Source organism: Vibrio sp., assembly GCF_038138445.1.
GTDB lineage: Bacteria > Pseudomonadota > Gammaproteobacteria > Enterobacterales > Vibrionaceae > Vibrio.
Window position 1 is genome coordinate 1 of sequence record NZ_JAYQDQ010000001.1, and the last position, 19,695, is coordinate 19,695.

Annotated in this window: 17 protein-coding genes; 11 read left to right on the plus strand and 6 right to left on the minus strand. The window is 42.1% G+C overall.

Annotation, left to right across the window (positions count from 1 at the left end):
- Positions 1-26 precede the first annotated feature (26 nt).
- The gene (locus AAFM34_RS00005; RefSeq protein WP_341658721.1) at positions 27-1,280 is read right to left on the minus strand and encodes a hypothetical protein; all 1,254 of its coding nucleotides are present in this window, start codon (positions 1,278-1,280) and stop codon (positions 27-29) included.
- A gap of 386 nt (positions 1,281-1,666) precedes the next feature.
- On the opposite strand from AAFM34_RS00005, the gene dinB reads away from it, so the two are divergent.
- Positions 1,667-2,734, plus strand: a complete 1,068-nt coding sequence (gene dinB / locus AAFM34_RS00010; protein ID WP_341658723.1) for a DNA polymerase IV — start codon at positions 1,667-1,669, stop codon at positions 2,732-2,734.
- Here the strand turns inward: dinB and AAFM34_RS00015 are convergent.
- The gene (locus AAFM34_RS00015) at positions 2,720-4,672 is read right to left on the minus strand and encodes a RecQ family ATP-dependent DNA helicase (protein WP_341658725.1); all 1,953 of its coding nucleotides are present in this window, start codon (positions 4,670-4,672) and stop codon (positions 2,720-2,722) included. The genes dinB and AAFM34_RS00015 overlap by 15 nt on opposite strands.
- Before the next feature lie 75 nt (positions 4,673-4,747).
- On the opposite strand from AAFM34_RS00015, the gene AAFM34_RS00020 reads away from it, so the two are divergent.
- The 3 genes from AAFM34_RS00020 to AAFM34_RS00030 all read left to right on the plus strand — a co-directional run bounded on the left by AAFM34_RS00020 (position 4,748) and on the right by AAFM34_RS00030 (position 7,647).
- The gene (locus AAFM34_RS00020; protein ID WP_341658727.1) at positions 4,748-5,224 is read left to right on the plus strand and encodes a GreA/GreB family elongation factor; all 477 of its coding nucleotides are present in this window, start codon (positions 4,748-4,750) and stop codon (positions 5,222-5,224) included.
- 57 nt (positions 5,225-5,281) lie between these two features.
- Positions 5,282-6,028, plus strand: coding sequence for a YggN family protein (locus tag AAFM34_RS00025; protein WP_341658729.1), 747 nt, complete (start codon positions 5,282-5,284; stop codon positions 6,026-6,028).
- A gap of 254 nt (positions 6,029-6,282) precedes the next feature.
- On the plus strand, positions 6,283-7,647 hold the full coding sequence (locus AAFM34_RS00030; protein WP_341658730.1) for a sodium-dependent transporter: 1,365 nt from the start codon (positions 6,283-6,285) through the stop codon (positions 7,645-7,647).
- Positions 7,648-7,687: 40 nt separating this feature from the next.
- Here AAFM34_RS00030 and AAFM34_RS00035 read toward each other — a convergent pair whose 3' ends face one another.
- The 4 genes from AAFM34_RS00035 to AAFM34_RS00050 form a co-directional block, all read right to left on the minus strand.
- Positions 7,688-8,752, minus strand: coding sequence for a succinylglutamate desuccinylase/aspartoacylase family protein (locus tag AAFM34_RS00035; protein WP_341658732.1), 1,065 nt, complete (start codon positions 8,750-8,752; stop codon positions 7,688-7,690).
- Positions 8,739-9,644: a 30S ribosomal protein S6--L-glutamate ligase gene (rimK, locus tag AAFM34_RS00040; RefSeq protein WP_341658734.1), complete on the minus strand. Its 906-nt coding sequence runs from the start codon at positions 9,642-9,644 to the stop codon at positions 8,739-8,741. The genes AAFM34_RS00035 and rimK overlap by 14 nt, the downstream gene beginning before the upstream one ends.
- The gene (locus AAFM34_RS00045; protein WP_341658982.1) at positions 9,641-10,084 is read right to left on the minus strand and encodes an ATP-dependent zinc protease; all 444 of its coding nucleotides are present in this window, start codon (positions 10,082-10,084) and stop codon (positions 9,641-9,643) included. The genes rimK and AAFM34_RS00045 overlap by 4 nt, the downstream gene beginning before the upstream one ends.
- 275 nt (positions 10,085-10,359) lie before the next feature.
- Positions 10,360-11,832: an aminoacyl-histidine dipeptidase gene (locus tag AAFM34_RS00050; protein ID WP_341658736.1), complete on the minus strand. Its 1,473-nt coding sequence runs from the start codon at positions 11,830-11,832 to the stop codon at positions 10,360-10,362.
- 829 nt (positions 11,833-12,661) lie between these two features.
- Here AAFM34_RS00050 and AAFM34_RS00055 point away from each other — a divergent pair.
- The 7 genes from AAFM34_RS00055 (at position 12,662) to nrdR (ending at position 19,691) form a co-directional block, all read left to right on the plus strand.
- The gene (locus AAFM34_RS00055) at positions 12,662-13,951 is read left to right on the plus strand and encodes an NCS2 family permease (RefSeq protein ID WP_341658738.1); all 1,290 of its coding nucleotides are present in this window, start codon (positions 12,662-12,664) and stop codon (positions 13,949-13,951) included.
- Positions 13,952-14,017: 66 nt separating this feature from the next.
- Positions 14,018-14,482, plus strand: a complete 465-nt coding sequence (tet(34), locus tag AAFM34_RS00060) for an oxytetracycline resistance phosphoribosyltransferase domain-containing protein Tet(34) (RefSeq protein WP_114785208.1) — start codon at positions 14,018-14,020, stop codon at positions 14,480-14,482.
- Positions 14,483-14,705: 223 nt separating this feature from the next.
- Positions 14,706-15,953, plus strand: a complete 1,248-nt coding sequence (frsA, locus tag AAFM34_RS00065) for an esterase FrsA (RefSeq protein WP_341658742.1) — start codon at positions 14,706-14,708, stop codon at positions 15,951-15,953.
- A gap of 107 nt (positions 15,954-16,060) precedes the next feature.
- Positions 16,061-16,450, plus strand: a complete 390-nt coding sequence (gene crl / locus AAFM34_RS00070; RefSeq protein WP_341658744.1) for a sigma factor-binding protein Crl — start codon at positions 16,061-16,063, stop codon at positions 16,448-16,450.
- Between the two features lie 173 nt (positions 16,451-16,623).
- Positions 16,624-17,757, plus strand: coding sequence for a glutamate 5-kinase (proB, locus tag AAFM34_RS00075; RefSeq protein WP_341658746.1), 1,134 nt, complete (start codon positions 16,624-16,626; stop codon positions 17,755-17,757).
- 14 nt (positions 17,758-17,771) lie between these two features.
- Positions 17,772-19,022, plus strand: a complete 1,251-nt coding sequence (locus AAFM34_RS00080; RefSeq protein WP_341658748.1) for a glutamate-5-semialdehyde dehydrogenase — start codon at positions 17,772-17,774, stop codon at positions 19,020-19,022.
- A 219-nt stretch (positions 19,023-19,241) separates the two neighbouring features.
- Positions 19,242-19,691, plus strand: a complete 450-nt coding sequence (nrdR, locus tag AAFM34_RS00085; protein ID WP_341658751.1) for a transcriptional regulator NrdR — start codon at positions 19,242-19,244, stop codon at positions 19,689-19,691.
- Positions 19,692-19,695: the final 4 nt, after the last annotated feature.

Genomic DNA, 19,695 nt, shown 5'->3' on the forward strand with positions numbered 1-19,695 from the left:
ATCTACCTTAACTTGATGATTTTTATCTAAATTATCAGGGGATTCCTCAGCGCTATTCCCCCTTTTGATTTAATTATTTCAAGAATCATCTCTTGTTTGAATTCAACAGCGGTTGATTTAATTTGCTCGTACTGAGCTATCGATGGCGAACTTTTTATGGCTTCAATTTTGGCTCTGTCTACAAGTGAAATTAGTTGTTTTACATGAGCTTCTGGGTCTTTGGTTATTTGTTCCTCATGCGATGCAATTAGTTGATTAATTTCACTATCCAATTCAGCGCTGTATGAGCCAAACAGGGTTAACAGGTTGTGTAACTCACTAGTGAAGTAGCTTTCATAGCCAACAAAATTACGATAGCGCTCGAGGATGTCAGGCACTAAGTCTGGTTTTTCCCTTGCGGCGAAGTCTATTAAATTTCGGATGATTTTATCGATAAAGCTAACTGTTTGCGGACTCTTCAAATCCCACATGTTTACGCTGATTAGAAAGTCTGCTTTCATTAACCAATAGTTGCCCGAACTGAGTTCCTTGATACTTTCCTCGTAAAATTCATCGCTGTACTGTTCAAAGACATCGTAATTTTTTACTTTCCTATCGAAAAATAAAATCAAGTGTTGTGCGTAATTTCGTTGTAGAGAAACGTAAGTCTTTCTGTTGTTGGTACTTCTTGCTGATGTTAATACTACTGCAAGGCCATCAATTAACTTCTTAATTGTTTCGTCGTGAATGGAACTAGTGTGACTGAGGTACGCTTTCTTGATAACTCCAAATAACCTGTTTTCGATGGATTCTTCAGTGAATGAGGTAGTGTTCTCGATGTTGTAACAAGCAATCTGAATCAAAAGCTCAATTTCTCTTGTGTGATTAGAGTGATTTGATTCTGGTTCTGAGAGTTTATCAATCAGGTAGTCTGTTACTAAGTCATCTGAACGAGTGGCTTGGAGAATCGTTTTTATGAACCGGAACTCTTTAATAAGTAACGCAGCAGTGACAAGTGCAAAAACTAACTCGAAGAACAAAACCAATCTCTCAGCGAAAACTTGTTCGCTTGAGAATGCGACACAAACGGAAAAAAACATTAGTGCGACTAAAGTCAGGATAAGTTCTCGGAATAAATAATGAACTTTAAAGCCCATTATTCCTTCGATTGAATCCATGTAATACGCAGAACCGTAGCGACTTTTAACTCGGTTTAAGACCTCAAGCGCAATTGGCATTGTAAAAGCTGAAAAAGCAGTGAGAATGGCCATTAAATGGGTTGTAATGCTTAGCTTGTCCATTGATTGCTCCGCGTGAGTCGTTCTTGTTTAAACCATTATCATTATGAAACGGCAAAGAGAAATTGGGTTAGGTTATCCCTTCGCATTAATTAGTTATTCTATATCAAGCCTAACCAATGAGTTTTGCTCAAACCTCGATACGTAGCTCAAAAAGGGGCAAAACCTTCTCAGAGCGAAAGACAAACGACGACAAAAAAGTATTGGGAAGTTTGCAACTCTATTTTCACAATTGGCTTTTGGTAGCCATGATAGAAGCGTGTTTCGGGGGCAGACAGTTTTCATTTTTGTTGTCCAGCGACAGTGCATAAACAACGTCTTCTGCCTTGGCGCACCAGTAAAATTACAATATACTGTATTTATATACAGCTTGTGGGTTTTGTGGAATCATGGAGCAAGGCAAAATAAGGAAAATTATCCATATTGATATGGATTGCTTTTACGCTGCTGTAGAGATGCGTGACAATCCAAGCTATCGTTCTCTACCTTTGGCTGTGGGAGGTAGGGAAAAGCAAAGGGGAGTGATATCTACCTGTAATTATGAGGCGAGAAAGTATGGAGTTAAAAGCGCTATGCCTACGGGGAAAGCTCTGACTTTATGTCCGAATCTTGTGGTGATTCCGGGCCGAATGCAGGTTTATAAGCTAGTTTCGCAGCATATCCGACGTATTTTCTCTCGCTATACTTCTCTGATTGAGCCCTTGTCTTTAGATGAAGCCTATTTAGATGTAACCGACTGCCCACTTTATAAAGGTTCAGCAACGCTCATTGCTGAGGCTATTCGACGTGATATTGCGAAAGAACTTAATCTGACCGCATCAGCAGGCATTGCACCGATTAAATTTTTGGCAAAAGTGGCTTCAGATCTAAATAAGCCCAATGGACAATATGTAATACCGCCAAGTCATGTACAACATGAAGTGGACAAATTGCCACTGGAAAAAATCCCAGGTGTTGGAAAAGTGAGCTTAGCTAAGCTCAACAAAGCGGGCTTATATACTTGCTCGGATATCAAAAACAGTGATTATCGCAATTTACTGTTGGGCTTTGGTCGTCTCGGTGCTTCTTTATGGACGAAAAGTCACGGCATTGACAACCGGCCCGTTATTGTCGAGAGAGAGCGCAAATCTGTAGGGGTGGAAAGCACATTGACTCATAATATTATGACATTTGATCAGTGTTGGCAGGTTATTGAAAGTAAACTGTTTCCTGAGCTAGAAATAAGGCTCAGCAAAGTTTCTCCTGAAAAAATGATATTAAAGCAGGGTATTAAGCTTAAGTTTGCTGATTTTCAACAAACTACGATAGAACACTTGCATTCACAGCTGGACCTTGGCGATTATAAAGGCTTACTTCGCGATATTCTCAAGCGGCAAAAAGGTCGCGAGATTCGCCTACTTGGCCTAAATGTGATGCTCAAACCCGAAGAAGGAGGTCAGCAACTAAGCTTTTTCTAAACTTTTCTTCCTCGATACGACTTCATCAAGAACCTGTTGGTAGGCACAATGGCCAAGCTTGCCAAACCCCATCAATTTCTTGGCTTTTATCTTGGTAAAGCAAGGAGTTGGAATGCCACAAAGAAATTTGGTTTTCACTCTATCTGATAATGTATCTGATGTCAGATCTTCTAATTCTTGTAACCAATTATCCAATTCTGATATAGGTATATTTGAGTTTACCTTCTCTGGCCAAGGCTTGATCTCCTCTTTACACACACTGCAGTGACCACATTGTAGCGGCGAATTGGGATCAGAAAAGTAGGATGCTAAAGCGTAACTTAAACACTGATTGGACTTAAACAGCTTAAGCAGAGTGTGAAGTCGTTCGATATCGCAGGACTCTTTATCTTTAAACAAAGACCATAGCTTCTGAGCTTTCTTCTCTTTGTCATCGCAAATATCATCAACTTGATACACTTCGGTCATTAGCTTACTTTCGAGTTCAATCCATCCTTGCTGATGAAAATAATCCAGTGCGGCTATCGCTCGGTTTCTGTCACCTTGATAGGTATTCCATAAATGGTCAAAGTCTACTTGATTCCATATTCTGGCGGCAGAAATACTATCAAGTAGCGCTTGGGTAAATGTTCGTCTTTCACCATTAAAGCGGCTTATGATGTCATTTTTAGCTATCAGAAACTTAAACCTATATTGTGCAAAATAGGTATACTGAGCGGAGATAAACCCGTGCAATTCCATATAAACCAGCAAGGTTTTGAGAGGTAATGGGCGAACGTTACTTTCACTAGACAACCTGGAAACGACGACCTCCCATCGGGGAGCTGAGGAGGAGGCTTGCTTAATGATATTGAGGATTTCTCCGTATTCAGGTGTATCACCGTAAATATAATTTTCTAAAGTGCAAATCCCGTCTTCGTTTGCAAGCAATATACATTGTGAAGAAAGGCCATCTCTGCCTGCTCGGCCAATTTCCTGAGCATAGTTTTCTATAGATTTGGGCAAATCGAAATGAATAACTCGGCGAATATCCGCTTTGTCTACCCCCATTCCAAAGGCGATGGTAGCGACGATACAATCTGTGTTACCTGCCATAAAGGCGTGTTGAATGTTTTCTCTCTGTTCACTCTCAAGGCCAGCATGATAGGCTACAGCATTGATGCCCCTCGAGAGCAGCATCTTGGCCAACGTTTCGGCAGTATTTTGCTGAGTAACATAAATGATGGTGGAGAGTTTGGGCGCTTGATTGAGCAACGAGAGTAACACCGTTTCTTTTTGGTTTACTTGGCATGGCAGTACTGACAGATCGAGATTTTGGCGATAAAAACCAGTGACAGTAATATCATCTTGTTCAATCGCGAACTTATTGCTCATATCATCCAGTACTGCTTGAGTGGCTGTTGCAGTAAGAAGCAACACCTGAGGTATGGAAAGTTGCTGCTGAATTTGAGGAAGCTTTAGATAATCGGGGCGAAAGTTATGCCCCCATTCTGAGATGCAATGTGCTTCGTCAACTACCAGTAAAGATATCGCTTGTTGAGATAAAAAGTGACGAAAACGTTCATTCTTCATTCGCTCTACCGACACCATCAAAATACGTGTCTCACCCGCCTGAACATTACTCATTGTAGCCTGAACTTCTTCTTTAGCCTGACCAGAATGAAGTGAGGCTGCTTTGATCCCTTTGCTTTGAAGAAAACTAAGCTGGTCTTTCATCAGCGCTAGCAAGGGAGAGATCACAAGGGTGAGATGAGGAAGACACAAAGCAGAAAGCTGGTAGCAGAGGGACTTTCCTGAGCCCGTTGGGAAGATAGCCGCACATGATTTCCCGCTCAATACCTTGTCTATGACTTGGTATTGCCCTTCTCTTAACTGCTCAAAACCAAAGCACTGTTGTAATTTTTGGTAGATGATTTGTTGGTTATTTGAAGTCTGCATTTTTGCTATCTGTATGACTTGGACTCATGAAATAGTATTCTAAAGAGATTATCAGTTGAGGAATATGATTTTAGTATGAATAAGTTTGAGCTACTGCAAACAATATTACTCGCGATGGAAAAGTCACTCGTCATTGCTCAAAGCGCAACCCAAAGAGCGATTGAATCGGCAACGGACGAAGAGACAGTTCCTGAGCATAAATATGACACCTTGGCATTAGAGGCTTCTTACTTGGCACATGGGCAAGCCATGAGAGTTGAAGAGTGTGAGCGTGAACTGAGCTTGATGAAACAGATGCAATTACCGAAAAATGCCGAATCAGTGATGCTTGGCTGCTTAGTTTCACTTTTGGACGATAGTGACCAAGCTCGATACTTTTTTATTGCGCCATGTTCAGGTGGATTGAAAGTTGACTACCAAGAAAAGCGAGTCATGTTAGTCACATTAAGTTCACCACTAGGAAAGGCATTAAAAGGAAAGTTAGTTGGTGATGAAGTGGAATATCAAGTTGGACCAAAGAACTTCTATTATCAAATCGATACAATAATTTGACGTAAGCGAGTAAATTGTTTGCTAGGGTTTGGAAGTATTTAATAAAGCGAGATAAAAATGAAACAAGTGCTTTGGATGATCCCTTTACTTATGGTGGTAAATCAGGTGACTGCTGCTCAGTGCAGTGTCGATCTAAAAAATGATATTCGATTGAATAACGAAAGACTGGAAATTCATCAGCAAGGTGGTAACACTGCGGTGCTAGATTCGAACAATCGTTTGTTGATTCAAGGAGAGGAAGTCACGCTTAAACCTGAACAAACACAAGCAATATCCGACTATCGTGCTCATTTAAATGATTACTTACCACGAGCAAAACAAATGGCTCGTGATGGGCTTGCACTAGCCAATGACATTATCGATGATGTTGCAAAAAGCTTTGATGCGCCTAAAGCATTTGAAGGGGTTAAAGCTTCGATGCAAGAATTTTACGCGAGTATTGAACAAAGGTATTACAAAGAAGGAGATTTGATTTTACCGGCAGATAGCTTTTCTTCTTTGAGTGAAACTTGGAATCAAGATTTGGAAGATGCTAAAAAGCTTTTCAATAAAGAATTTATATCCAGTGCTTTTACTGCAATGTCTGAGAAAATGAAGGCCGAAGATGGCCTTAATCTTACTCAAATAACTGAAACGATGAGCGAGCTTAAAGAGCGTATCTCGGCTAGGTTGAAAAAACATGCTGGCGAGGTTGAGCAACAGAGCCAAGAGTTTTGTGATTCTTTGGGTGAACTTGCAGAAGAAGAGCAAGAGCTGCACCAGATTATTCCTCAGCTTCAAGGTTACCAAGTGTTTACTATTTAGACACTTATTTAATACTCCTCCTTTACCTTTAGATAGAGCGCATTGAGCGCTCTTTCGTTCTGTACCTTCACTCTTTTGCCTTTTTATCAGAGACCTATTGACTAGCTGATTATTTATGTAAATAAATATTTACAATCTGTGATGTTATTTTTTGCTGAGTAACTGCTGACTAGCGCCTGATACCACTAGAGAGAAATCAGCGATTGTAATATTGTACTAGCCAACTAGTTTGTGAATGCAGTATTTTTCGTTTTATGGTAGCAAAAGATAATAGTGAATCTCGGGAACACTTTGGCTCTCGATTGGGTTTTATTTTAGCGGCGGCTGGTGCAGCGGTCGGATTGGGTAATATTTGGGGATTTCCGACTCAAGCGGCGAGCAATGGTGGAGGCGCGTTTTTGCTGGTCTACCTAGTCATGATTTTGGTTGTCGCTTTTCCCATGCTTGTCGTAGAAATGGCGATTGGTCGCCATGGACAAGCCAACCCTGTGGATAGCATGCGAGCTTTGACACCTAATCGAGTGATGAAAAAACTTGGCGCTACGGTTGGTTGGATTGGCCTTAGTGTCCCTAGTATGGTACTTGCCTTTTACAGTATTGTTGGCGGTTGGCTTATCTGCTTTCTCCTTGGGGCTATCACCGAAATTCTAGGTCTAGAATTTGCGACGAAATGGCTTCAGGGGTTTAGTGTCGAGCGTAACTTATTTGGTACTCTGGCTTTTTATGTACTGACGATTTTGATCGTGCAAGGCGGTGTAAAGCAAGGTATTGAGAAATGGTCAACGCGTCTGATGCCCGCACTATTTGTTCTGTTTGGACTACTTTTTGTTTACATCATGACTCAGAGTGGGGCAACAGAAGGGTTAAAGCATTATTTGGTTCCCGATTTTAGTAAGGTGATGAATGGCAAATTGATCTTGGCAGCTATGGGCCAAGGCTTCTTCTCTTTGACCATAGGTGGCTGTTCTATGCTGATTTATGGTTCCTATCTGAGTAAGAAAGAAAACCTACCCAAGATGGCGATGCATGTCACTCTGGTTGATACATCGGTTGCCTTTATCGCAGGTTTGGTGGTTATGCCTGCGATGTTTGTTGCCATGCACAAAGGGGTTCAGATCTATGCAGAGGATGGGACGTTACTGAGTTCAGATACCTTAGTGTTTACTGTTCTACCTTTAATGTTTGATAGCTTAGGACTTTTAGGCCAGGTATTTGCTATTGTCTTTTTCACCCTACTGACGATCGCCGCTTTAACTTCATCCATTTCAATGCTGGAGTGTCCAGTGGCTCTAGTGAGCGAGAGACTTGGTACTAAACGCAGTTCGACTAGCTGGATTTTGGGAGGCTTGATTGCACTATTTAGTACAGTGATCGTATTCAATTTTGGTCATCTCTTTGGTCTAGTTGCCACAGTGGCGACTCAATATCTTCAGCCTGTAGCTGCACTTTTATTCTGTGTATTTGGTGGTTGGGTTTGGAATCGAAGTTCGAAAATCAAAGAATTAGAGCAAGGATGTCCGGATTTTACTCTCGGTTGGTTTGGAAAACTCTGGCCTGTATACGTTAAGTTTGTTTGCCCTGTGTTAGTTGCCACGGTTATTTGGGCATCGTTTAGCTAATAAAATGACTAGCAACACCTCATTTGATATGAGGTGTTGCTTAGTTGGGCTGAGTAATCTGTCCTGTGGTGAGTGGCTCAAGATCGGCGTCTGAGACCTCATCAATAAAATCGCCTACCACTTGCTCTACTTGCTGATCGTCTTCTTCAAAATAGGCGAGATGGAAGATGGCATCCCCTTCATTGACTAGCGGCAGTGTTTGTTGGCCGATTACGATTCCGCCTTTACGCGCTTTTAAAGCGATTTCACTGTGGCCTAATGGTGCACTAATGTAGGCGAGTACTTGACCTCGAGTGACCTTTTCTCCTAACGTAACCATAGTTCTTAAAATGCCATTACTTTCTGCTCTGAGCCAGTTGGTCGATTTGGCTATTACTGATGTTGGTAAAGTTTTTCGGCTTTTTCTCAGCATTCCTATCGCTTGCATCACTCGCTTAACCCCTAAAAAACCAGCATTTATACATATGGGTTCAAATCGTAGCGCCTCTCCGGCTTCATAGGTAAGCACAGGGATATTGAGTTGTTCTGCTTCACTGCGCAGTGAACCGGGCCTTAATGGAGCATCAATAATAACCGGAGTTGCGAAAGCTTGTGCAATACGTAGTGTCTCGGCATTAGTCAGGTTGGCACGAATTTGCGGTAAGTTAGTTCTATGTGTTGAGCCAGTATGCAGGTCAAGGATGTAATCGCAACGCTTCGCTACTTGAGAGAAAAAAGTGTGGGCCATACGAGAGGCGAGAGAGCCTTTTTCACTGCCGGGAAAGCAGCGGTTAAGATCTCGCCTGTCGGGAAGGTAACGTGATTTGTGAATGAAACCAAAGACGTTCACTATAGGGACCGCAATGAGTGTACCTTTGAGTTTGTCGATCTCTATGGTGTCTATCAACTGGCGAACAATTTCAACCCCGTTCAGTTCGTCACCATGGATGGCGGCATTAACCATAAGTACAGGTCCTGCTAGCCTCCCATGAATTATTTCTACTGGGAAGGAGAGAGGAGAGTGCGTATAGAGTTTGGCGGCCTCCAATTCAACGACTTTTCTCTCACCGGGTAAAATTGATTGACCGAGAAACTCAAATACGTGATTTTTTTTAGCCTTTGCCACGAGTTTGTGTCCTTTTACTTGCTGCGTTTTTTTGGATAAAGTCAATGATCATTCCAGCAATGTCTTTTCCAGTTGCAGCTTCGATACCTTCTAGGCCCGGAGAGGAATTAACTTCCATAACCAATGGCCCTCGAGAAGATCTCAATAGATCGACGCCAGCAACATTTAGTCCCATTATTTTAGCTGCTGCAACAGCAGTTCGGCGCTCTTGTGGGGTGATTTTTGTTAAAGATGCACTGCCACCACGATGTAAATTAGAGCGAAACTCTCCTTCTGCACCTTGGCGTTTCATGGATGCAATCACTTTATCTCCGAGAACAAAACAGCGTACATCGGCCCCTTCGGCTTCTTTGATGTACTCCTGCACCATAATGTTTGCTTTGAGGCCCATAAAAGCTTCAATCACACTTTCTGCCGCTTTACGTGTTTCCGCCAGCACTACACCTATGCCTTGGGTACCTTCGAGCAGCTTGATAACAACAGGCGTCCCGCCCACCATCTCTAAGAGATCTTTAACATCATCAGGCTTACTGGCAAAGCCAGTGATTGGCATCCCTACGCCTTTACGAGATAACAACTGCATTGAACGAAGTTTGTCGCGCGAGCGAGTGATAGCAACGGATTCGTTGACAGGGTAGACACCCATCATTTCAAACTGACGCAGAACGGCTGTACCATAGAAAGTAACCGAAGCTCCGATTCTTGGGATCACGGCATCGAATCCAGAAAGCTCTTCCCCTTTGAAGTGAATTTGAGGCTTGTCTGAGTTGATATTCATGTAACAACGTAGGGCATCAATCACCTTGACTTCATGTCCTCTGTTTTGTGCCGCTTCTATCAAACGTTGAGTAGAATACAACTGAGCATTACGTGATAGGATACCTATTTTCATTGGGTACTTTCCTCAAAAGGGATTAAATATGACTTACTTGGATCAACGACAATACGTTTCCCCATGGCTGTTCTTCCTAGAAGCATGCGAAATGACATATTTTCACGATTGGTGAGAGTGATTTCTATCGGCCAAGTTTCTCCTCCCAATGAGCACATGGACTCAATAACGTAGCGAGACTCTTCATGTCCTCCTGAATCTCTGACGACTCGCTCATCAATAATAGCTGCTTCACAAATGATTTCTTCTTCGGTGTTGCGTTGTATAGGATGAATCCAAAACCGAACCCAAGGAGTATTGTGCTTCTCAAACTTTTCCACCTTAAAGGTATGAAGACATGAAGTGCGTGCACCCGTATCAACTTTGGCATTAATCTGGGCTATTCCAAGTTCAGGCAGGCTAACTGTTTCTCGCCAGCCAAGCACCATTTTTTCTTTTATCACAATCTTAACCCTAGCCATGATTTGAAAGCCACTTTAACAAATTGTTTTGTATGACAAAAATCTTGTTAAGAGCGACTGGCTGTCTATTTGAACGAGGGGGCTATCCTAGCAATGTGGGAGAGATTAGACGAACAGAAAAACTCATCGTGACGACAAATAATATCTATCGGTGAGCCTAGCTTTAATGCTGTGTTGAAGGAGGGCCTAGGTACGAGGATACAGGGGCTGCTTATTTGCCCCTGCAATACTCTATTATATAGAAGTTTATGAGATTACCCTTTTTCTGGAATAGCTTCGAGTAGAGCTACCATCTGTTCCCAATAGAGAGCAACAGTGTCAATTTTGACTTTCTCATCTGGGGAATGGGGAAACTTGATGGTTGGGCCAAAGGAAACCATATCCATATTTGGGTAAGGCTTTTTGAATAACCCACACTCTAAGCCCGCGTGTATTACCATAATGTTTGGCTTGTGTCCGTAAATGCCTTGGTACATCTCGCGGAATATTGACATGATTTCAGAGTTTGGATCAGGTTTCCAACCTGGATAGGCACCGGAAAATTCAATGCTTGCATTAGCAAGCTCAGCAACTGATCTCAACATACTTTCGACTTGGCTACGTCCTGAATCAATTAAGGAGCGCACCAGACAAAGGATTTTGATGGTGTTTTCTTGCGTACTAATAACACCCACATTTAGAGAGGTCTCAACCACACCTTCGATGTCATCACTCATACGAATGACTCCGTTCGGGCATGCATTAAGCGCCGCTATAAAGCGTTGTTGATCGGCGATTGCAATCACTTCTTGGGTGCATTCAACTTTTTGGTTTAGTGAAATGATGCTGGTTTCTGTTTTTCCCAACTCTTGCTGTATTTGGAGTGTATATGCATCAAATAAGTCTGACAGCTTAGATTCGTTGTCAGCAGGAATCGCAACAGTCACAAAGGCTTCGCGTGGAATCGCATTACGCAGTGTTCCACCGCGAAATTCAACTAGGCGTAGATCGAGCTCTTGAGCGTGGCCAGCAAGAAAACGAGCAACGAGTTTATTGGCGTTACCACGCCCTGTATGTATGTCACAGCCAGAATGACCACCTTTTAGCCCCTTCAAGGTTAGCTGATGAGTTGTGTAGCCACTCGGGATTGCTTCACGCTGAATATCGAAGGCAATCTCACCATCAACTCCACCAGCGCAGCCCATATAGACTTCACCTTCTTGTTCTGAGTCAGTATTAAGTAAGATCTCGCCTTCTAGCCAGCCTGCTTCAAGTCCGAAGGCTCCTGTCATACCTGCTTCTTCATCGATAGTAAGCAAAACCTCTAGTGGTCCGTGTTTTATATCATTGGAAGCCAGTACAGCTAAGCATGAGGCCATACCCATACCATTGTCAGCACCGAGAGTTGTACCTTTCGCTGTTACCCATTCGCCATCAATATAAGGTTGGATTGGATCTTTAGCAAAATCGTGATCTGTGTCCTCATTTTTCTGCGGCACCATATCAATGTGAGCTTGGAGTACCACGCCTTTTTTATGTTCCATTCCCGGAGTTGCGGGCTTTTTGATGAAAACATTACCCACAGGATCTCGTCGGACTTCTAGATTTTGTTCTCTTGACCAGTTAACTATGTACTGGGCCAATGCTTCTTCATGCTTAGAAGGGTGAGGAATAGAGCAAATTTTATCAAAAAATTGCCATACGAGGCTTGGGGATAAGCCGCTGACTTCAGAATGAAATTCAGACACAGGTGACTCCTTTACTGTGATAGGGCCAAGGCTTGGGCATGTAATTTTGACGATTGAGTATCTTACATAGCTCTGTTTGGCACACGAATTAGAGTCTTTGAGAATATCATTCCTTACTGCAACCTAGTAGTAAAAGTGAACAAAAAACCGTTTAATCATTACATTTTCAAGAGTTATTAATACAATCTTGATTGCCTATGAAGAAAGTTTATAACTGACATTTGTGTAATTAAATTACATTTGTAGGTATTCGACGCCATTTAAATTAACTTTTTGTGACGATTTCCATTTAATGTTGTAATAAAATTTCCTTTTTGTTATGATCAGATACTGACTTCTGAAGTGAAGATAAAATGCTCAAAGGAAGAGTCCGCTTTTTCGCCTCCAAGGAACTGAGAAATCAATCTAGATTGTTTTTTTAATTGGTTGAGAAGGTGATAGTTATGAAAGGTTTGCCAAGTGCAAAATTCTGGATAAGCAACTCTGTTTATACTGGCAATTTTGTCTATTCATCTAGTTTTGGTTATTAAGCTTAAACGGATAGTCCTGAACGAAGTTTATATACCCCTATTCATTAGAATTTTATCTTAGTGCACTAGCTAAAGATATGAATCAACCGCCACTCCTTTTGAGTGGCGTTTTTTTATTACTCTATGAACTTAAAGATGTTTTCTATTTAGTGATCTTGTCTCACCTCATTCGAGCTTAAGTTTTATAGACAGATTACTTTCTTGTAGATGAAATCTGTCTGGAATTTGAAAATATTAAACTCTATAATTCCGCCAATCGATTACGCAACCGTTTACTTTTTTACCTTTGGAATTCGATTATGCTCGACAAAATCTTTAAGCTCAGTGAGCACGGCACAAGTATAAAAACTGAGATCATTGCCGGTCTAACAACCTTCTTGACCATGGCTTACATTATCTTTGTTAATCCGGCAATTTTAGCTGATGCGGGCATGGATCATGGTGCGGTATTTGTAGCGACCTGTTTAGCCGCGGCAATAGGTTGTTTTATTATGGGGTTTGTTGCTAATTACCCTATCGCCCAAGCACCAGGAATGGGGCTTAATGCTTTCTTTACTTATGCTGTTGTGCTTGGAATGGGGTACACTTGGCAAGTTGCTTTAGCTGCAGTATTTGTGTCTGGCTTGCTCTTTATTTTATTGAGCGTGTTTAAGATTCGGGAATGGATCATACATTCTATCCCCTTGTCACTACGTACAGGGATCTCTGCGGGTATTGGACTTTTTCTTGCTTTCATCGCGTTAAAAAATGCTGGCATAGTGGTTGATAATCCAGCAACCTTAGTCTCACTGGGAGCCATCACATCACTACCTGCTGTATTGGCATCCGTGGGCTTCTTCCTAACCATTGCTTTAGTCAATCGTGGTGTTAAAGGCGCTGTTATGATTGCTATCTTAGCGGTGACTGGCTTAGGTTTGGTTTTTGGCGATGTTCAATGGGCGGGTATTATGTCGACGCCGCCGAGTATCGCACCTACTTTTCTGCAACTGGATTTCTCTGCAGTATTTGAAGTAGGCATGATTTCAGTTGTCTTTGCTTTTTTGTTTGTCGACTTGTTCGACACTGCTGGAACTTTAGTAGGTGTCACACAAAAAGCAGGTTTAATGGACAAAGATGGCAAGATCCCACGCTTAAGCAAGGCGTTGTTGGCTGACTCAACCGCAACATCAGTTGGCGCTTTACTTGGGACATCCAACACCACATCTTACATAGAAAGTGTATCAGGTGTGGCCGCTGGTGGCCGTACGGGCTTAACTGCTGTTGTTGTTGGTATTTTATTCCTACTTGCTTTATTCTTCTCTCCTTTGGCGGGGATGATTCCAGCTTATGCCACGGCTGGTGCGCTATTTTACGTAGCAATCTTGATGTTATCAGGATTGGCAAACATTGATTGGCAGGATTTAACCGAAGCGGCTCCTGTTGTCGTGACATGTTTGCTAATGCCCTTAACTTTCTCCATTGCTGAAGGCATCTCGTTGGGCTTTATTGCATACGCGGCAATAAAATTATGCAGTGGAAAAGGTCGAGACGTTTCTCTTAGTGTTTGGGTAATGTCGTTAATATTTATCATCAAGTACATGGTTGCTTAACTATTTTAATACTTGCTAACCTGCTTCAATTTATGCAGTAGCAAGTTAGATTATTGGGTTATTACAATGACTAAGAAGTTCATTATTACGTGGGATCAAATGCATGCTTACTGCCGTGAGCTTGCTGAGAAGCAAATGCCAGCAGAGCAGTGGAAAGGAATATGGGCTGTGAGTCGAGGTGGCCTTGTTCCAGGAGCTATTTTAGCTCGTGAACTGGGTATTCGCTATGTGGATACGATTTGTATTTCTAGTTACGACCATGATCATCAACGCGACATGAGTGTTCTAAAAGCGCCTGAAGGTGATGGTGAAGGTTATTTAATCGTTGAAGATCTGGTAGACAGTGGTGATACGGCGCGTAAGTTACGTGAACTTTATCCAAGGGCTAAACTTATTGCAGTTTGTGCCAAACCTTCTGGTGCGCTTTTGCTTGATGATTACGTGGTAGATATTGAGCAAGAAACATGGATTGAGCAACCTTGGGATATGTCGATTCAGTACATTGAACCAATAAACCGCAAGCAAAAATAATCGGATTAAAACCACAGGTCGTAGCTTGCTTAGTAAGACACACGGCTTGAGGTGCCAAATCAGACTGAAATGACCCCTAGTGGGTCATTTTTGGTTTGTCTTTATCTGCTGTGCTTAAGGGTTAGTTGGGGAATGTGAACTTGTACATCAAACGACGAGCTAGAGCTGATTTTTAATCCTACTCATGTATACAATATAGAAAACTTAATAACTAGGCCATGTCATGTCTGAAGAAGTGAGCAAAAACCTTTCAGAAACGCTGTTCACCAACCACAAACAAGCCAAGGAAACCTCTTCGCTTACTCAATATATGCCGAGCAGCCAGAAAATATTGGATGATAAACGGGAAAATGAGGGTTCTAAGTGGTACCGGAATGTCAACCGAATGCAGTGGGCTTGGCAAGGCTTAGACCCGATTGAAGCAGATGAAGTGTTATCCAAGATAGCATCATCGAAACATTCAAGAACTTATGATGAATGGCTTGATACTGTAATGGGATATCATAGTGGTAACTGGACCTATGAATGGACCAAGTTGGGTATGTCACACACCCTTCGCTCTAATGAACTTAAGGGTGAGGAGGCTGCTGACGCACTTTTTAATGCCTCCTTGTGTTTTAGTATTGCTGGCTACCCCCATTTAAAAAACGATAACTTGGCCTCTCAAGCGCAAATTCTGGCAAGTAATGCATACTCTGAAGCGGCAAAAAAGACTCGGTATATAATTAAGAAATTAGAAATTCCTTATCAAAACAAACGTATTATTGCTCACTTACACCTCACCAGCACGGACAAACCCCAACCTGTTGTTATGGTGAGTGCTGGATTAGATAGCCTGCAAACGGATTTGTGGAGGCTGTTTCGTAATCATTTAGCGGCTAAAAATATTGCCATGCTGACGGTTGATATGCCGTCTATCGGCCATAACAGCCATTGGAGCTTGACTGAAGATACTTCGTGTTTACATCAAGCGGTACTTAATGAATTGTTTAATATTCCTTGGGTAGATCACCATAAGGTTGGATTATTGGGCTTTCGTTTCGGTGGTAATGCAATGGTCAGGCTGTCTTTTGTTGAGCAAGATAAACTAAAAGCTTGTGTCAGCTTAGGGGCGCCGATCCATGATGTCTTGTCCTCACCAGAGAAGCTGAAAAAAATGCCTAAGATGTATCTTGATGTATTGGCTTCTCGCTTGGGAAAAAATGCTGTTGATATTAACAGTTTAGCTGGTCAGTTAATGGCGTGGTCTTTAAAGGTCCAGGGAATATTATCCAGTCGTAAAACCAAAGTGCCTATTTTAGCGATGAGTTTGGAGAATGACCCTGTCTCTCCACATAGTGATAATCAGCTAGTTGCATTATTTAGCGACTATGGAAAAGCAAGGAAAATCAGTGCGAAAACAATTACACAGGGGTATGAGCAATCCCTCGATTTAGCCATCAAGTGGTTGGAAGAAGAGCTAATTAGATGACAAATCTCATAAATTAGTCAACACTTATATACGGGCAATACCCAAACTAAGTAGTCCTGATTTTTGCTCATCATAATTACAACAGATATTGAATATGGAGATTCATTATGTCTGAACAGTCGAAGAATCCAACCCATTACCGTTTATTATCTACATTAAAAGCAATTGGTCCCTATTTACGAGAAGCACAGTGTGAACAAGGCAAATATTTGTTTGATTGCCTTTCTGTATGCGTGAATGACAAAAAATCACCAGAAGAGAGAGAGTTTTGGGGATTGTGGTTAGAGCTGGAACAAGAAGGTGAGGCGTTTGAAGCAAAATACCGGGTTGGTTTATATGACGCCAAAGGCGATTGGATGGATGAGAAGCTGCCTAAAAAAGCGATAGCGGAAGTTAGCCGCACTCAAGAAGGTTTCCATCAGAAACTCATAGAAACACTAGCAACACAATTTGGTATGACGCTTGATTTTCATAAAGAGTCTGCAGAGTTCGGTTAAGTAAGTATCTGTATCCATATCCTAGATTAAAAAAAGGCGCGAATTAGCGCCTTTTCTGCTTGTTAATTGCTGCGTTGATTGTTAAAACATCTAGTTCAAGAACACCTAGCAGTGACTCCCACATTCATTGCTCGCGGGTGAGCGGACTATTTTATTTTTATAGCAGATAGATAATGAATCAAAAATGCGCAAAAGTTGCGAGTCGTCAAACTTTCGTTATTAAATTGGGTACCAGTGTATTAACCGGCGGCACCTTAGCATTAGATAGAGCACACATGGTTGAGCTGGCAAGACAATGCTCAGAGCTTAAAAAGCAAGGTCACTCTGTGGTGATGGTTTCATCTGGTGCAATAGCCGCTGGAAGAGAGCATTTAGGCTACCCGGCTCTTGCCAACTCAATGGCAAACAAGCAGCTTCTCGCTGCAGTTGGTCAAAGCCAGCTTATTCAGACTTGGGAAGCATTGTTTGGGATCTATGGCATTAAAATTGGGCAAATGCTGCTCACTCGTGCTGACTTAGAAGATCGTGAACGTTTCCTCAATGCTCGTGACACCATCAATGCGCTGGTGGATAACGATATTATCCCTATTGTTAATGAAAACGATGCTGTCGCGACCAGTGAAATTAAAGTGGGTGACAATGATAACCTCTCTGCTTTAGTCGGCATTTTGTGCAGTGCCGACAAGCTTTTATTGCTCACTGATCAAAAAGGACTATTTACTGCAGATCCCCGCAAAGACCCTCATGCAGAATTGATCAAAGAAGTAAAAACCATAGATGATACTTTGCGAAAGATTGCGGGAGATAGTGGAACCTCTCTCGGAACAGGAGGCATGGCAACCAAGCTTCAAGCAGCAGACATTGCTCGCCGTGCCGGAATCGAAGTGATTATTGCAGCAGGCAGTGCACCAAATGTTGTGTTCGATTCTCTTAGTGAGCAGCCACAAGGTACGCGTTTTCTGCCAATTGAAGAGGCATTAGAAAGTCGTAAACGTTGGATCTTGGCTGGGCCTTCTGCTTCCGGTGACATTGTGATAGATGACGGAGCCGTCAAAGCGGTTTTATCGCAAGGAAGTAGCTTATTGGCAAAAGGTGTAACTCGTATCAGCGGCGAGTTTGCACGAGGTGAAGTAGTGAGAATTACGGATCAGAGAGGAGCTCTTATTGCTCGTGGTATTTCGAGTTACTCTAGCCAAGACATGATTCGGATCATAGGTAAGCACAGCAAAGATATTTTAGGCATTTTGGGGTATGACTACGGCAGTGAAGTATTGCATCGTGATGATATGGTCATAATTCAGGAATAATTGAGGTAATAAGAGTGGAACTGATTTCTATAGGCAAGGCTGCAAAGCAAGCTGCATTTCAACTAGCTAACGCATCGACTGCACAAAAAAACCATGCTTTGGCAATAATTGCGGATGAATTGGAAGCCAATTGTGCCAGCATTCTTGATGCCAATGCTAAGGATATTGAGCTCGGGAGAGAGGTGGGAATGAGTGATGCATTACTTGATCGGCTCTTACTTGATGAAGCTCGTTTAGTCGCCATCGCTAATGATGTTCGAAATGTGATAAAACTCGATGATCCTGTTGGCAGCGAAATAGAGAGTAAAGTACTGGAAAATGGCATGTCGTTGGCTCGCCGCCGAGTACCGCTGGGGGTAGTGGGAGTGATTTATGAAGCGCGCCCTAATGTGACGATAGATATTGCCTCTTTGTGCTTAAAAACGGGTAATGCCAGCATCCTTCGAGGTGGCAAAGAGACGTTTTTCTCCAATATGGAACTGGTTAAGGTTATTCAATCTGCTTTGAGAAGGGCAGACCTTCCGGCCGCTTCTGTACAATATATCGAAAAACCAGATCGGGAATTAGTTTCTCAGCTTTTAAAGCTTGATGATTACGTTGATATGATTATTCCGCGTGGTGGTGCTGGTTTACACAAAATGTGTAAAGAGAACAGCTCCATCCCCGTTATAATTGGTGGCTTTGGTATTAGCCACATCTTTGTCGATCAAAGTGCAGACTTAGAAAAGTCAGTCAATGTGATTGAAAATGCAAAAATTCAACGCCCATCGGCTTGTAATGCACTAGATACCTTACTCGTCCATCAGGATATTGCAGCCGATTTGCTGGCAAAGTTGAAAACTCGTATGCAAAATAAAGTGACTTTTGTTGCAGAGCCAAGAGCAAAAACATTGCTAGGAGATGCAGAAAGCATTCGTGATAGCGCAGAAGGAGATTTCGATACTGAATGGCTGAGCTACACTTTAGGTGTAAAAGTCGTATCAGATATAGCAGAAGCGATTGAACATATGCGAGAGCACAACGCTAGTCATTCAGATGCAATCATGACAAATAGCTTGGAAAATGCAGAGAGGTTCATCAATTCAGTGGACTCTGCAGCGGTATATGTTAACGCATCGACTCGATTTACAGATGGTGCGCAATTTGGGTTAGGAGCAGAAGTTGCAGTATCAACACAAAAGCTTCATGCTAGAGGCCCAATGGGACTTGAAGAATTGACTAGCTATAAATGGGTCGGCAAAGCGAACTATTTAGTACGAAATTAAATTTTGTATAAAGAACATACATATTTTTAAGAGTTTTGTGCTCAGTAAAGTACAACTCAACATTTTGATCATCTTTAGGATAAAAAAGGGGCGATATTGCCCCTTTTGCTTTTCTTCACTTTAGCAAATCCGTTACACTAGCAACGATATATTAAAGTAGCTTTGTTGATGGAATTAGCTCGTCAATCTGAGGGTATTTCAGTATATTATGGAGGTGATATGCATTGTCCTTTTTGCGCAGAGAATGACACCAAAGTGATCGATTCTCGTTTGGTGGCTGATGGCCATCAAGTTCGTCGTCGCAGGCAGTGTTTAGCCTGTAATGAGCGTTTTACCACTTTTGAAACCGCTGAGTTGGTAATGCCTCGAGTAATTAAATCAAATGGAAACCGTGAACCCTTCGATGAAAACAAAATGATTGGTGGGCTTCAGCGTGCGCTAGAAAAGCGCCCTGTGAGTGCAGATTCAGTTGAACTCTCCATTAGTATGATTAAGTCACAACTTCGAGCAACAGGTGAGCGAGAAGTATCTAGTGAGATGATTGGTAATTTGGTGATGGATCAACTTAAAGAACTCGACAAGGTCGCTTACATTCGTTTTGCCTCCGTTTATCGAAGTTTTGAAGACATTCGAGAATTCGGTGAAGAAATAGCGCGCTTAGAAGATTAACGGT